The 13,473-nt window shown below is 41.1% G+C and carries 15 protein-coding genes; 9 read left to right on the forward strand and 6 right to left on the reverse strand.

Features of this window, described 5'->3' with window-relative positions; translation table 11 throughout:
- Positions 1–53 precede the first annotated feature (53 nt).
- A complete protein-coding gene (locus FTV28_RS04145; RefSeq protein ID WP_136143882.1) occupies positions 54–1,295 on the reverse strand; it encodes an acyl-CoA dehydrogenase in 1,242 nt (413 codons plus the stop codon).
- Between the two features lie 264 nt (positions 1,296–1,559).
- Here FTV28_RS04145 and FTV28_RS04150 point away from each other — a divergent pair, with 264 nt between their 5' ends.
- The 4 genes from FTV28_RS04150 to FTV28_RS04165 all read left to right on the forward strand — a co-directional run bounded on the left by FTV28_RS04150 (position 1,560) and on the right by FTV28_RS04165 (position 4,445).
- Positions 1,560–2,261: an NAD-dependent deacylase gene (locus FTV28_RS04150; RefSeq protein WP_004973326.1), complete on the forward strand. Its 702-nt coding sequence runs from the start codon at positions 1,560–1,562 to the stop codon at positions 2,259–2,261.
- A 162-nt stretch (positions 2,262–2,423) separates the two neighbouring features.
- The gene (gene trmA, locus FTV28_RS04155) at positions 2,424–3,506 is read left to right on the forward strand and encodes a tRNA (uridine(54)-C5)-methyltransferase TrmA (RefSeq protein WP_179989504.1); all 1,083 of its coding nucleotides are present in this window, start codon (positions 2,424–2,426) and stop codon (positions 3,504–3,506) included.
- A gap of 241 nt (positions 3,507–3,747) precedes the next feature.
- Positions 3,748–3,972, forward strand: coding sequence for a hypothetical protein (locus FTV28_RS04160; protein ID WP_004973321.1), 225 nt, complete (start codon positions 3,748–3,750; stop codon positions 3,970–3,972).
- A 224-nt stretch (positions 3,973–4,196) separates the two neighbouring features.
- Entirely contained in the window at positions 4,197–4,445 is a 249-nt protein-coding gene (locus tag FTV28_RS04165) for a hypothetical protein (RefSeq protein WP_004973320.1), read from the forward strand.
- Positions 4,446–4,475: 30 nt separating this feature from the next.
- On the opposite strand, the gene FTV28_RS04170 is transcribed toward FTV28_RS04165, so the two are convergent.
- Positions 4,476–5,228, reverse strand: a complete 753-nt coding sequence (locus FTV28_RS04170) for a phosphodiester glycosidase family protein (protein WP_225530198.1) — start codon at positions 5,226–5,228, stop codon at positions 4,476–4,478.
- A 135-nt stretch (positions 5,229–5,363) separates the two neighbouring features.
- Between FTV28_RS04170 and FTV28_RS04175 the strand changes: the two genes are divergently transcribed.
- A complete protein-coding gene (locus FTV28_RS04175) occupies positions 5,364–5,897 on the forward strand; it encodes a lecithin retinol acyltransferase family protein (protein ID WP_096900868.1) in 534 nt (177 codons plus the stop codon).
- A gap of 130 nt (positions 5,898–6,027) precedes the next feature.
- Here the strand turns inward: FTV28_RS04175 and FTV28_RS04180 are convergent, their stop codons facing one another.
- Positions 6,028–7,752: a glutamine--tRNA ligase/YqeY domain fusion protein gene (locus tag FTV28_RS04180; protein ID WP_154320707.1), complete on the reverse strand. Its 1,725-nt coding sequence runs from the start codon at positions 7,750–7,752 to the stop codon at positions 6,028–6,030.
- 206 nt (positions 7,753–7,958) lie between these two features.
- Here FTV28_RS04180 and FTV28_RS04185 point away from each other — a divergent pair, with 206 nt between their 5' ends.
- Entirely contained in the window at positions 7,959–8,468 is a 510-nt protein-coding gene (locus tag FTV28_RS04185; protein WP_004973310.1) for a peptidylprolyl isomerase, read from the forward strand.
- A gap of 117 nt (positions 8,469–8,585) precedes the next feature.
- Positions 8,586–9,305, forward strand: coding sequence for a UDP-2,3-diacylglucosamine diphosphatase (locus FTV28_RS04190; RefSeq protein ID WP_154320706.1), 720 nt, complete (start codon positions 8,586–8,588; stop codon positions 9,303–9,305).
- Between the two features lie 102 nt (positions 9,306–9,407).
- Here the strand turns inward: FTV28_RS04190 and hpaI are convergent, their stop codons facing one another.
- Positions 9,408–10,202 carry a 4-hydroxy-2-oxoheptanedioate aldolase gene (gene hpaI, locus FTV28_RS04195; RefSeq protein ID WP_096900940.1) on the reverse strand — a complete coding sequence of 265 codons (795 nt, stop codon included), beginning with the start codon at positions 10,200–10,202 and terminating at the stop codon, positions 9,408–9,410.
- A gap of 241 nt (positions 10,203–10,443) precedes the next feature.
- On the opposite strand from hpaI, the gene nfsB reads away from it, so the two are divergent.
- Positions 10,444–11,097, forward strand: a complete 654-nt coding sequence (gene nfsB, locus FTV28_RS04200) for an oxygen-insensitive NAD(P)H nitroreductase (RefSeq protein WP_004973304.1) — start codon at positions 10,444–10,446, stop codon at positions 11,095–11,097.
- 118 nt (positions 11,098–11,215) lie between these two features.
- Positions 11,216–11,434: a hypothetical protein gene (locus FTV28_RS04205; protein WP_004973302.1), complete on the forward strand. Its 219-nt coding sequence runs from the start codon at positions 11,216–11,218 to the stop codon at positions 11,432–11,434.
- On the opposite strand, the gene FTV28_RS04210 is transcribed toward FTV28_RS04205, so the two are convergent.
- Positions 11,397–12,257: a DMT family transporter gene (locus tag FTV28_RS04210; RefSeq protein WP_154320705.1), complete on the reverse strand. Its 861-nt coding sequence runs from the start codon at positions 12,255–12,257 to the stop codon at positions 11,397–11,399. The genes FTV28_RS04205 and FTV28_RS04210 overlap by 38 nt on opposite strands.
- Positions 12,258–12,360: 103 nt before the next feature.
- The gene (gene fba, locus FTV28_RS04215) at positions 12,361–13,398 is read right to left on the reverse strand and encodes a class II fructose-bisphosphate aldolase (protein WP_004973298.1); all 1,038 of its coding nucleotides are present in this window, start codon (positions 13,396–13,398) and stop codon (positions 12,361–12,363) included.
- Positions 13,399–13,473 lie beyond the last annotated feature (75 nt).

A 13,473-nucleotide genomic window follows, 5' to 3' on the forward strand; every position in this document is an offset into this window, starting at 1 on the left:
GCAATATTTTCCACCGTAGCATCATTAGACCTAGATTTAGTTTAGATCTAGATTTAATTGGCAAAAGCCGCGATACCCGTTTGCGCACGACCTAAAATTAGCGCATGCACATCGTGCGTCCCTTCATAGGTATTCACGACTTCCAAATTGACCAAATGCCGCGCCACGCCATATTCATCACTGATACCATTCCCACCAAGCATATCGCGCGCCATACGAGCAATCTCTAAGGCCTTGCCACAGTTGTTGCGTTTAATCAGCGAAGTACCTTCGAGTGAAGCAATACCCTCATCTTTCATACGACCAAAACGTAAAGCAATTTGTAAACCCAGCGCGATTTCGGTTTGCATATCGGCAAGTTTCTTTTGAATGAGCTGATTGGCCGCCAAAGGACGTCCGAACTGAATCCGATCCATCGTATATTGATGCGCAGTATGCCAACAAAACTCAGCCGCACCCATAGCACCCCAAGCAATGCCATAACGTGCACTATTTAAACAAGTGAACGGCCCTTTTAAACCACGCACTTCAGGTAACATATTTTCTTCAGGCACAAAAACATTGTCCATGACAATTTCACCTGTGATTGAAGCGCGTAAACCAACCTTGCCTTGAATGATTGGTGCAGAAAGTCCATCCCAACCTTTTTCTAAAATAAAACCGCGAATATCACCCACCTGCCCATCTGCCGAAACTTCTTTTGCCCACACCACAAATACATCGGCAATTGGACTATTGGTAATCCACATTTTCGCACCGTGTAAACGATAACCGCCTGCAACTTTATGTGCTCTGCTGTTCATACTGCCAGGGTCGGAGCCAAAATCAGGTTCAGTCAGACCAAAACATCCGATCCATTCACCCGAAGCGAGTTTGGGTAAATATTTCTGTTTTTGTGCTTCACTGCCAAACTCATAAATTGGCACCATCACCAATGAACTTTGCACACTTGCCATTGAACGATAACCTGAATCGACCCGTTCAATTTCACGTGAAATTAGCCCATAACTCACATAATTTAAACCTGCACCGCCATATTGTTCAGGTATGGTTGAGCCTAACAAACCAAGCTCACCCATTTCACGGAAGATGCTGCGATCTACCGTTTCATGTCTAAACTGATCACGTACCCGCGGCAGTAATTTTTCCTGACAATAAGCATAGGCACTATCACGAATCATACGTTCGGTTTCAGTCAATTGCTGTTCAAGCAAAAAAGGATCTTTCCAATCAAATTTCACTTTTTCACTGTGAGTTGCAGGCGTGTGATTTGGCGATGGATTGTGTTGTGACATGGCATCCTCTGCACATTATTATAGGTTCTGGTTCATCAATATTTGATTTTGCAGCGTCATACTACTTTACTTTATGTTCTATCATTAAAATGAAATAACAAGCAATAAAAAGTGAACTTTGATTCAATTATTCAGCAAAGTTATAGACAGCACTAAACTTTCACATATTTAGATACTTAAAATTCTGAAAAAATGAGCTGTAGATTTGTGTTTCTATTTTCGGCACTTATACTCAAATCTAACCATCCATCAAGAGAATAAAACATGCGTAAATTAGTGGTTTTTTCGGGTGCAGGTATGAGCGCAGAAAGTGGAATCAACACCTTTAGAGATGGTGATGGCTTATGGGAAAAACATCGCGTGGAGGATGTCGCAAGTCCTGAAGCATGGGCAAGGAATCCTGAATTAGTCCAACGCTTTTATAATGAACGTCGTAAAAACATTCTTAATGCGCAGCCTAACTTGGCGCATCGCTTAATTGCTGAACTTGAAGATGATTTTGATGTACAAGTGATCACCCAAAATATTGATGATTTGCATGAACGTGCAGGCAGTTCAGAAGTTTTGCATTTACACGGCAATATTCGTTTAGCCAAAAGCTCAGGGCCTCATGCACAATACACGACAGAATTTTTTCCAATTGAAGGTGACTCGCTGAACTTGCAACAGGATCTTTGCCCACAAGGCTATCCTTTACGTCCGCATGTGGTCTGGTTTGGCGAAGCAGTTCCTGCCTATGAAGAAGCACTGGATTTGATTCAAGATGCCGATATTTTTATTGTGATTGGTACAAGTTTGGTGGTGTACCCTGTTGCTGGATTAGTACACGAAATTCCTGCAAATTGTCAGGCTTATTATATTGACCCAAAAGCCATGCAAGCCCAACTTCCTGCTCAATTTCAACGGATTTCCAAAACTGCCACTGAGGGCATGCAGCAATTGTTCGATCAATTACATCAAGTTTAAAGTAATTACAGTATCTAAATTTTTCCACTTGTAAGATGTCATCAACATGCTTAGGCTATTTTGACATCTTGCAGCATTGCATCATTTTCATAATAGTTTTAGGTATCTCTTTAAAACTTTGTTACCATCGCTCTTTCTCTGTGTTTGTGATGTTTACTGCATATGACCTCATCTTATCAGCAACAACTTGATGCAAAAGTTGCCCGTATTTCTGCCCAATTTGCCGAATATAACCCGCCTGCCTTGCAAGTATTTGCCTCACCAGAACACAACTACCGTATGCGGGCAGAGTTCCGAATTTGGCATATTGAAGATGATCTGTTTTATGCCATGTTTGAACGCAGTGAAGATAAGCAGAAAAAAGTTATTCGTGTAGATGAGTTTCCGATTGCAGACCGCAGCATTAACTTATTAATGCCAAAGCTGTTAGCCGCCCTGAAAGCCAATCCCGTATTATCGGCTCGTTTATTTGAAGTGCATTTTTTAGCGACTTTAAGTGGCGAAATGTTGGTTTCACTGCTTTATCACCGCAAACTTGAATCTGATTGGGAGCCTGCAGCCCAAGCTTTGAGCAAAGCATTAAACATTAAACTGATTGGACGCAGCCGTGGGCAAAAATTCGTGCTATCCGATGAGTATGTAGTTGAACAATTACAGGTTTTTGAGCGCACTTATACCTATAAGCAAATTGAAAGCAGCTTTACCCAGCCAAACGCGCAAGTTTGCCAAAAAATGCTGGAATGGGCATGTACGGTTGCCGAATATTCTGAGCAAGATTTATTAGAACTTTATTGTGGTAATGGTAACTTTACCCTGCCGCTATCGACTCGTTTCCGTCGTGTACTTGCCACAGAACTGGCTAAATCTTCGGTATATGCAGCGCAGTGGAATATTGAACAAAACCAGATTGAGAATATTCAAGTGGCACGCTTATCGGCTGAAGAGTTTACTCAAGCCTATAACGGTGAGCGTGAATTCCGCCGCTTGCAAGAAGCGAACATTGATCTTGCAAGTTATGATTTTGATACGGTCTTTGTCGATCCGCCACGCGCAGGAATTGACGATGACACCTTAAAACTCCTACAGCGTTTTAAGCGTATTATTTATATTTCGTGCAACCCAGACACATTGCATGACAATTTAAAAACCTTGTGTCAAAGCCATAAAGTGACGCAATTTGCACTGTTTGATCAATTCCCATACACCCATCATGTTGAGTCGGGTGTTTTACTGGAAAAGATTTAAACAATTTGTTGCATTATTCTTCAATATTTACAAGTTCTGCTTTTTAGCACTTGTAAATATTATGATGTAAATGAATCAGTTAAAGCATTACAAGCCCTTTAGCTGTCATAATTTCGTTAAAAAAATGCAATATCATCGAAAATTCTGCAACTCGATTGCTGCTTTTATCACTTAGGTCGACTTGATTTATTTTTTATATTGGCTATATTTCGATCTATGTTAGGTTGTGAATGAAGGCTCTATGAGTTTTTGGCAAAAGTTGTTCTCTACAGAACAGCAAAACGAGCATAAAAATCAAATTGCTTGTGTTGAAAATGATTGCTCTTGCAAGACAAATGAACAACTTCTCGAAGCTTTAACCAAAGCCACAGATGAAGATGTCATTATCGGGATTAAGAAGGTTCTCGCTTCGCGAGGTTATAGCCGCAAAGAGTTGAATGAACTCCAGCATCTACCATTCCAGTAATGGAATATGATAAAAAAGGCATTTAGTTGAACTAAGTGCCTTTTTTAATGGCTGCATATATATTAGAACGATAAATTTTATAAATCGCGACACGTGCTTGAACTTGCACAAAAACGCTAATCTTTTCAAACGCAGTCAATCATATCTTCATAATCATGCGCTAATATTTCTATACATAATCATTACACCAATAAATTCGAATTATTCAAACAGAGAAAATGACAATGAAAAAAACTAGCCTTAGCTGTCTTGCCCTACTCAGCCTAAGTTTAACAGCCTGTAGCCCAATGCCGAAAGAATGTGCCGAAACTTGGGAGAAAATGGAAAGTTTTGCTAAAAACATGGGTATTTCAGATGAGCAACTTAAACAACAAAAAAAGCAATTTGAAAATGAAGTCAAACAAATGAAAAGCGAAGAAGCAGTCAAAATCTGCAGGATGCAAGGCACAGCCTTAGGTTTTATTGGACAATAAATTCAGCCAAGCCAAAACCAAATTCCAATGTTAGGGTTTACAGCCTTGATGATCTATATAAGCTAAAATTGGACCTAAATTGCGATGTGGATGAGTATGACGTTGTAATTGCGGAATATACGCTGTAGAAATCGAACCATCTAAATACAAGGCATTTGGCGTTTGCAGCTCATCTTTAAAAAAGGTGGCAAATTGATGAAAAGTTACGGGCGTCTTGCTAATCACAAAGTACAGGCTTTGGTCTTTTAACCCAACCCCATTTCTAATTTTATAAGAAGTACTGTCTGCCAAAAAACGTGAATTTAACTGGCGATTAATAACTAACATTGGGCCAGACTGTGTCGCATACTGCGCTTTGAACGCTTGATTGGCATATTGTTGGGTTGTTCCTAAAAACACCCGTTGATGATTCCACGCCAGTACACCATTGGGCTGAATTAAAAAATTCCCCCATCCCTGTTGCTGTCGGTTCAGCTTTTTAAGTTGTCGTCCTTGTTCCACATACAAACCCACAGGCGAATAATCTGGATGAAACATGCCTGCATTCATGGCAAATTGCATGTTTTCACAAGACTGTAGATTTTTTTGTAGTTGTGAAATTTGCAGATATGGTTTCCCTTGCCGATCTTTCAGATATAAGCCTAACTGTGACAACTGTGTCACTTCCACCACATCTGCATTGATTTTACTGTTGTTAACCGTCCATGCGCGAATTTCCGCTTGTGCAGTAGGCGTGCAGAATAAATAACAGAGCAATAAGCACTTCCACCGAGAACAAAACATTATCATCTCCATACCTGCTATGTTACAAATTGTGCATATAACTGAATGGGTTATCGCATATTTGCTTCAGACGCAGTACACTATAAAACCTGATTTCTTTTCTCTACTCATGTTACTTTATTGGTCAAGCGTACGATGCTCAAGCAGAAAACACGATTTCCTTTAGGGGCACATTTAATTGTGAAACACTTCGGCTATAGCCATCATGGTATCTATGCCGGGCGTGGTCGCGTGATTCACTATTCGGGTTTTGCACATCTTTTTAAAAAACACCCGATTGAAATGACCAGTATTGAAAAGTTTAGTCACGGCAAAAATATTATTGTGCAGTCGTATCATGCGCCCAAGTATAAAGGCCGCAAAGTGGTACGCCGTATGCGCTCCAGAATGCATGAAAACAATTATCATCTGATTATGAATAACTGTGAACATTTATGCACTTGGGCAATTACAGGTGTGGAAAGCAGCCCGCAAGTATTTAAGATGATGGATCGTTTAACCACCATTGGGTATGTCAGTTCATTGATGAGTTATATGAACAGTATGATGCTGACCCTGACCACCACTTGCTTTGCTTTAGTGCTCTATATTAAGAAGAAACTACGCGATAAAGCCAAAATGCAGTTACCGCAAATCCTGATGAAGCAGGAACAGCATAAAAACCGCTAATCGCAGTCATTTTAGCGACACTGTATATCTCACAAAATATTCTATAAACCTCAAATAGATAAAACCAAAAGCCCAACCTGAATTGATCAAGTTGGGCTTTCAAGTTGCAAGCTAAAACTTAAATAAGGTGTTACTTGCCAGGTTTGAAGCTGTCTTTTAAGTCTAAAATGCGGTTAAACACTGGTTTTTCCGCACTGTGATCATACTGATCTGCAACAAAATAACCTTCACGTTCAAATTGGAAACGATCTTCTGGTTGTGCTGTTGCCAATGCAGGTTCAACAATGGCTTGTACCACAGTCAACGATTCGGGGTTTAAATTCGCCAAGAAATCATCACCCACTTCTGGATCAGACTCAGTAAATAAGCGATCATATAAACGAACTTCTGCCGCAACGCCTTTACTTGCAGATACCCAGTGAATCACGCCTTTGACTTTACGACCTTCTGGGTTTTTGCCCAAAGTTTCAGGGTCAATTGAACATTTCAGCTCAATGACTTCGCCGTTAGCATCTTTAATCACTTCATCACACTTGATTACATAAGCATGGCGTAGACGCACCTCACCTTCTGGCACTAAACGCTTGAAACCTTTAGGCGGCACTTCTTCAAAGTCTTTACGGTCAATATAAATTTCAGAAGTCAGTGGAATACTACGCTCGCCCATATCTACATTTGGATGACGTGCATGGACTAAATCCAGTGCTTCAGGCAAATTGGTCAAAGTCACTTTAAGTGGATTCAACACCGCCATGCCACGTGCTGCAGTATTTTCCAATGACTGACGGATGCAATATTCAAGCATTGCAACATCCACAATACCATCCGACTTAGACACACCTACACGCTTACAGAAATCACGCAAACCTTCTGGTGTAAAGCCACGACGACGCATACCTACCACTGTTGGCATACGTGGGTCATCCCAACCATTCACAAAACCGCCTTCAACCAATTTACGCAATTTACGCTTAGATGTGATGGTGTAATCAATATTCAAACGGCTAGATTCATACTGACGCGGCACAGCCTCGGATTTCACCTTTTCCACCACCCAATCATAGAATGGACGATGGTCTTGGAATTCTAAAGTACATAGTGAATGAGTAATGCCTTCAATGGCATCTGATAATGGATGCGCATAATCATACATTGGGTACATTTTCCATTTATCGCCCGTTTGGTGATGCGATGAATGTAAAACACGATACAAAATCGGATCACGCATGTGTACGTTTGGTGAAGCCATATCAATTTTGGCACGGAGTACTGCCTGACCTTCGCCTAATTCACCATTGCGCATTTTTTCAAATAAAGCCAAGTTTTCTGCTACTGGCGTATCACGATATGGCGAATTTTTACCCGGCTCTACAAAAGAACCACGATTGAGCTTAATCTCATCAGGGGTTTGCAAATCGACATAAGCATCGCCTTGTTCGATCAGCTGAATTGCCCATGTATATAATTGATCGAAATAGCTTGATGCATAGCGTGGTTCGCCATTCCACTCAAAACCCAGCCATTTCACGTCATTGGCAATACCATCAACATATTCTTGTTCTTCTGCATCTGGGTTGGTGTCATCAAAACGTAAGTTACACACCCCTTGATATTCTTGTGCGATGCCAAAGTTCAAGCAAATTGCTTTCACGTGACCAATATGCAAATAACCATTCGGCTCAGGTGGAAAACGTGTCACCACCTGCTGAGTGCGACCCGCCGCAATATCATCGGTAATGACTTGACGTATAAAGTCCAAGCCCGGCTGTTGTTCTTGCTGCACAGCATCGACAGAGGCATTTGAACTTGGTGTCGGGGTGTTTGGCAGAGATGCAACAACATCATTTGGCTTCATAGCAATAAAATCACTTCTAAAATAAAATTGGATAAACTAGGTTACAGAAACTTCAGTAGTGAAGCATACATCACCCATTAGAACGCTTTTCCTTGTTTTTAACAAAGAAAATAACGTTTTTACTTGCCTTGTAGTTTACAGTTTGCTTATGCTTCTCTCAACCAAAAAACCCATGGCATTCGTGTCCATGTTTAGGAGATTACACAATGAGTTTTCCTCAAGTCGAATTAAACACCAATAAAGGTCGTATTGTTTTAGAATTGAACGCTGAAAAAGCACCAATTACAGTTGCTAACTTCTTAGAATACGTTCGTGATGGTTTTTATGACGGCGTAATTTTCCACCGTGTTATTGATGGTTTCATGATCCAAGGCGGTGGCATGGATGAAAACTTCAAAGAAAAAGCAACACGTGATGCGATTGAAAACGAAGCTGACAACGGCTTAAGCAACGATGTTGGTACAATTGCAATGGCACGTACCCAAGCACCTCACTCTGCTTCTGCACAGTTCTTCATTAACGTAAAAAATAACTCTTTCTTAAACCACACAGGCAAAACTGCACAAGGTTGGGGTTATGCCGTGTTTGGTAAAGTTGTTGAAGGTATGGACGTTGTAGATGCAATTAAAGGCGTGCGTACTGGCAACCGTGGTTATCACGCAGATGTTCCACTAGAAAATGTGGTGATTGAATCTGCAAAAATCATTGCTGAATAAGAATCTTACCCGACCTCGCTTACGCACATCATTTTAAAGTACTGCTTTAAAATTCGTTTAGGGAGGAGAAATCCCTCTTTTAAAAGAGGGATTTCGGGAGATTCCAAGGAATAATTCGTGACCTATCTGTTTATCGCAGATTTACACTTGTCACCAAATCACCCTCGACTTGTTCGGGGGTTTTTAGATTTGCTAGACGCTTATCAAAATAAAAACACCCAACTGTATATTTTAGGCGACTGGTTTAATGCATGGATTGGCGATGATTACACCGCAGCGTGGCTCGATGAAGTTGTTGCACGTTTAAAGCAATTTAGCCAAGCAGGTAATCAAATTTACTTTATTGTCGGCAATCGTGATTTCGCTTTGGGTCAGAAATTTTTAGATCAGTTTTCAGGACAACTCCTGCCCGATGTGTACACGCTGCATATTGGTTCTCAACAGGTACGTTTAGAACATGGCGATGCACTGTGTACCGATGATGTGTCCTATCAAAAATTCCGTAAAATCATTCGCAATCCCATCATTTTAGGGATTTTAAAGAAAACACCTTTGGCTTTTCGGCAAAAACTTGCACAAGGTTTCCGCAAAAAAAGTCAGCAAGCCAATCAAGTCAAAAGTTATGACGTCATGGACGTAAATGCAGATGCTGTGTCACAAGCCTTGCAGCATGCAGATGTGTTAATTCATGGGCATACGCATCGTCCAAATATTCACAATGAACACGGCAAACCTAGAATTGTATTAGGCGATTGGCGCACAGATGCTGCACAAATTTTAGTAGTTGAACCAAATCAAGCCTTAGCAACTTGGCAACTGAGTCATTGGAACTATTAAGCGCAACATCTTTACATAAAAATAATAGATACAACACTAAAGGTACTTAGCTAAACATAGCTAACTAAAACCTCTTTAGCCAAAATCTCTTCAGCTAGCAGATTAATACCCACCTTCCGTTTTAATCACTTCGGCATCAGCTTTATATTTAGCCAACAACTCACGCAGCGAAGTCATCAACACACTGGTATCTACCCCAACTGCCACAAATTCTGTGCCTAAATCCAAATACTTTTGTGTCACTTCATGTTGGGTCGATAAAATCCCTGCTGCTTTGCCTGCTGCACGAATCCGTTGAATCGCATCGACCACAGCGGCTTGTACTTCTGGATGGTTCGGATTGCCTTCATAACCCATCGTGGCAGATAAATCCACCGCACCAATAAACACCCCATCAATCCCATCGACTTGTAAAATAGCATCCAGATTTTCTAAACCTGTGACCGATTCAATTTGAATGAGCAAACAAATATTTTCATGCGCTGTCGCGTAATAATTTGGAATACTGTTCCAGCGAGTTGCACGTGCTAAAGCTGCGCCTACGCCGCGAATACCTTCAGGTGGATAACGTACCGCTTTGACCATCAACTCAGCGTGTTCAACGCTTTCAACCATAGGAATCAGCAAAGTTTGTACGCCAATATCCAACAGTTGTTTAATGAGTTGCACACTGCCAATCGGCGGGCGCACCACCGCTTGAGAGGGATAAGCCGCAATACTTTGTAATTGTGACAAAGTGGTTCTTAAATCACTCGGTGCATGTTCCCCATCAATTAAAAGCCAGTCATAGCCTGCATTGGCAGCAATTTCAGTACCATACGCATCTGCTAAACCTACCCATAAGCCAATTTGCTGCTGAGTTTTTAATTTACGCTTAAAATAATTGATATATTCCATCCATACACCTTTGGGATGCACCATGCTCAAGTTTATATTTAACGCCTATTTGCTATAAACAACCAATAGTGAAAACGTCTTACATGATTGAATTTAACACTAAGTTTAAAGATGTTTATGTCGTGCTCATCTCATCTTAACCGCATAAATAGCACATGGATTCATTCCGTTAGCATAGCGAGGCATGTTAAGCTTTTGGCGCACACCTGCCCCAAATATAGTCTTTAAATGGAGATGATTCATGGATTTGCTCAACGTTGCACAAACTCGTTATACGACCAAAGCCTATGATGCGAGTCGCACTATTCCTGCAGAACAATTTGAGCGTTTATTAGAAATTCTGCGTTTAGCACCATCTTCCATTAATATTCAGCCGTGGCATTTTTTTATTGCAGATCGCCCTGAAGCCAAACAACGTATTGCTAAAGCTTTAGTTGGAAAGTACGCCTATAACGCCCCTAAAGTTTTAGATGCTTCGCATACCATTTTATTTTGCACCAAAGCTGACATTAGCGAATTACATTTAGAAAACCTGCTTAATCAGGATGCTGCTAGTGGACGCTTTAAAGATGAAGCCGCTAAACAAGGTCAGAAAGACAGCCGCACAGGTTATGTCGATTACTACCGCAATGAAAAAGGCGATATTCAGCGTTGGGCAGAAAATCAAACCTTTATTGCACTCGGACAAATGCTTTTGGCTGCAGGCATTGAAGGAATTGACGCAACGCCAATTGGTGGTTTTGATGAAGCAATTTTAACTCAAGAACTGCAACTAACTGAGCAAGGACTGATTCCTTCGGTTTTATTGTGTTTAGGCTATCGTAGTGAACAAGATTTTAATGCCAAACTGCCAAAATCACGCCTTGATAAACGCGAGATTTTCACGCAACTGTAAAACAAACATGCGATAACACTAGGGACAAAATTTGTCCCTATTTTTTGGTCTGAATTTTGCTTTATCTATATTTGCAATCTGTACTCAATCTCTATCAAAAATAAAAATGAGGTGTATGATGCTCAATTTAATGCCGCTAAAACTAGAATGCCGACGTTGTAAAAAACTGTATTTATATCAAGCCAAACCAAGCTATCCAACCCTGCGCTGCCCGATCTGCGATAGAACCACAATGCTGCATGGTCTTGCAGAAACTGCAGATTTATTGCGACATCCTTTTCGCTTTATGTTGAGTTATCTTAAACCGTCATGGCATAAGCGAGGCAAAGCACACTAAGCAATGCCAAGCCTAGCCCAATAGTGGTCGTGCTTTTCAGCTTTTCTTTAAAGAACAATACTCCACTGATCACGCCAAATAGCACCACTAAAATATTCATCCCTGCAAATACCACTGCAGGGCTGTCTTTGAGCAGCATGTGAGCTTTGACATACAAGGCAATATTGGCAAAATTCAGTGCACCCAAAATTAAACCTGCACTGATATTTTGCATACTGCCCATGCTTTTATCGCGGATTAAGATATAAGCCATCGCCAAAACAAAAGCACATACAAACATCAAATTCAGTGCAACTGCAAATTGCAGTCCTAAACCTGTGGTGTATTTAAGCAAAACATCAATCAGTGCATAACCCAACCAAACACAGCTCAAATATAAGATGCCTTGTTGCGCTTTAGCAGACTGCACTGCAGCACGATGCGAATACAAAATGCATAAGACCGCGATAATCCCAAGCGCGATTCCCACAATTTTCAGTTGGCTAAAATTTTCCTGAAAAATAAAATAAGCGGCTGCTAAAGACAAAACCACTGACAAACGCTGTGCAATTTCAGTTTTTAAAATACCTGCGCTGTCCAACGATTTTGCTAATGCTAAAAAGACACTGGGCAACAACACACCCAAACTAATAATGAGCCACCACGGCGTATGTTGGATTGAGATCGTGCCCAAGTTGGGTTTAAACCAGTAAAAACACAACACACTGGCACTGACATAATTCCATGTAATCATCTGCATGGGGTTAAAACCCTGCGTTTTGCAGACTTTTAATAAAATAGAGACCAGTACACTACAAAAGGCTGCGGCTACAATCAGTTCCATGACACGCTCGAGGATTGTTTTTGTTCTTGATTGGAAGTTGTGGATTCATCAGTAAAAAGCCCACAAGGACTGTGGGCTTTCGAGTTCTTAATCAAATTAAGAATTACTTATAGCGTTCAACCATTTTCTCTAAAGAAATTGGGCGAATTTTGTCTGCATTACCTGCAGTACCAAATGCTTCATAACGGTCTATACAAATTTGTTTCATTGCATCTACAGTTTTTGCGAAGAATTTACGTGGGTCAAATTCGCTTGGTTGTTCTGCCATCATACGGCGCATTGCACCAGTAGAAGCTAAACGTAAATCTGTATCGATGTTGATTTTACGCACACCATGCTTAATTGCTTCAACCAATTGCTCAACAGGTACACCATAAGTTTCTTTGATGTCACCGCCGTATTGGTTAATCACCGCCAACCATTCTTGTGGTACAGAGCTAGAGCCGTGCATTACAAGGTGTGTATTTGGCAACGCAGCATGAATTTCTTTAATACGGTCAATTGCAAGAATATCGCCTGTAGGTGGACGAGTAAACTTGTATGCACCGTGCGAAGTACCAACAGCAATCGCTAAAGCATCCACATTAGTATCTGCAACGAAGCTACGTGCTTCTTCAACAGATGTTAACAATTGAGAGTGGTCAAGTACGCCTTCTGCGCCCACGCCATCTTCTTCACCTGCCATACCTGTTTCAAGACTACCTAAACAGCCAATCTCACCTTCAACCGATACACCACACGCATGCGCCATTTGCACAGTACGACGCGTCACTTCGACGTTGTATTCATACGACGTTGGTGTTTTACCATCTTCACCCAAAGAACCATCCATCATTACTGATGAAAAGCCTAGTTGGATCGAACGCTGACATACATCAGGGCTTGTACCATGGTCTTGGTGCATAACCACTGGAATATGTGGCCACTCTTCAATTGCAGCCAAAATCAGGTGACGCAAGAATGGCGCACCTGCATATTTACGCGCACCTGCCGAAGCTTGAACAATTACAGGTGAATTGGTTGCATCTGCGGCTAACATAATTGCGCGCATTTGTTCTAAGTTGTTGACGTTAAACGCTGGAACGCCGTAAGCATGTTCACCGGCATGATCCAAGAGCTGGCGCAATGAAATAAGAGCCATAATATCCTCCCAAATAATGTTGGTTATTCTACCCTGTGATTTGTTTCAATTCAGCAACAAATCGCCTTTTTCAAA

Origin of the sequence: Acinetobacter sp. YH12252 (genome assembly GCF_013417365.1) — a bacterium.
Lineage (GTDB): Bacteria > Pseudomonadota > Gammaproteobacteria > Pseudomonadales > Moraxellaceae > Acinetobacter > Acinetobacter towneri.

What these genes read in the sequence shown, in the direction of transcription:
- FTV28_RS04165 (WP_004973320.1), top strand. Translation starts at nt 4,197, where the DNA reads ATGAAAAAAACTAGCCTTAGCTGTCTTGCCCTACTCAGCCTAAGTTTA.
- FTV28_RS04160 (WP_004973321.1), top strand. Translation starts at nt 3,748, where the DNA reads ATGAGTTTTTGGCAAAAGTTGTTCTCTACAGAACAGCAAAACGAGCAT.
- FTV28_RS04180 (WP_154320707.1), bottom strand. Translation starts at nt 7,752, where the DNA reads ATGAAGCCAAATGATGTTGTTGCATCTCTGCCAAACACCCCGACACCA.
- hpaI (WP_096900940.1), bottom strand. Translation starts at nt 10,202, where the DNA reads ATGGAATATATCAATTATTTTAAGCGTAAATTAAAAACTCAGCAGCAA.
- FTV28_RS04185 (WP_004973310.1), top strand. Translation starts at nt 7,959, where the DNA reads ATGAGTTTTCCTCAAGTCGAATTAAACACCAATAAAGGTCGTATTGTT.
- FTV28_RS04205 (WP_004973302.1), top strand. Translation starts at nt 11,216, where the DNA reads ATGCTCAATTTAATGCCGCTAAAACTAGAATGCCGACGTTGTAAAAAA.
- FTV28_RS04210 (WP_154320705.1), bottom strand. Translation starts at nt 12,257, where the DNA reads ATGGAACTGATTGTAGCCGCAGCCTTTTGTAGTGTACTGGTCTCTATT.
- FTV28_RS04170 (WP_225530198.1), bottom strand. Translation starts at nt 5,228, where the DNA reads ATGTTTTGTTCTCGGTGGAAGTGCTTATTGCTCTGTTATTTATTCTGC.
- fba (WP_004973298.1), bottom strand. Translation starts at nt 13,398, where the DNA reads ATGGCTCTTATTTCATTGCGCCAGCTCTTGGATCATGCCGGTGAACAT.
- FTV28_RS04145 (WP_136143882.1), bottom strand. Translation starts at nt 1,295, where the DNA reads ATGTCACAACACAATCCATCGCCAAATCACACGCCTGCAACTCACAGT.
- nfsB (WP_004973304.1), top strand. Translation starts at nt 10,444, where the DNA reads ATGGATTTGCTCAACGTTGCACAAACTCGTTATACGACCAAAGCCTAT.
- FTV28_RS04150 (WP_004973326.1), top strand. Translation starts at nt 1,560, where the DNA reads ATGCGTAAATTAGTGGTTTTTTCGGGTGCAGGTATGAGCGCAGAAAGT.
- FTV28_RS04175 (WP_096900868.1), top strand. Translation starts at nt 5,364, where the DNA reads ATGCTCAAGCAGAAAACACGATTTCCTTTAGGGGCACATTTAATTGTG.
- trmA (WP_179989504.1), top strand. Translation starts at nt 2,424, where the DNA reads ATGACCTCATCTTATCAGCAACAACTTGATGCAAAAGTTGCCCGTATT.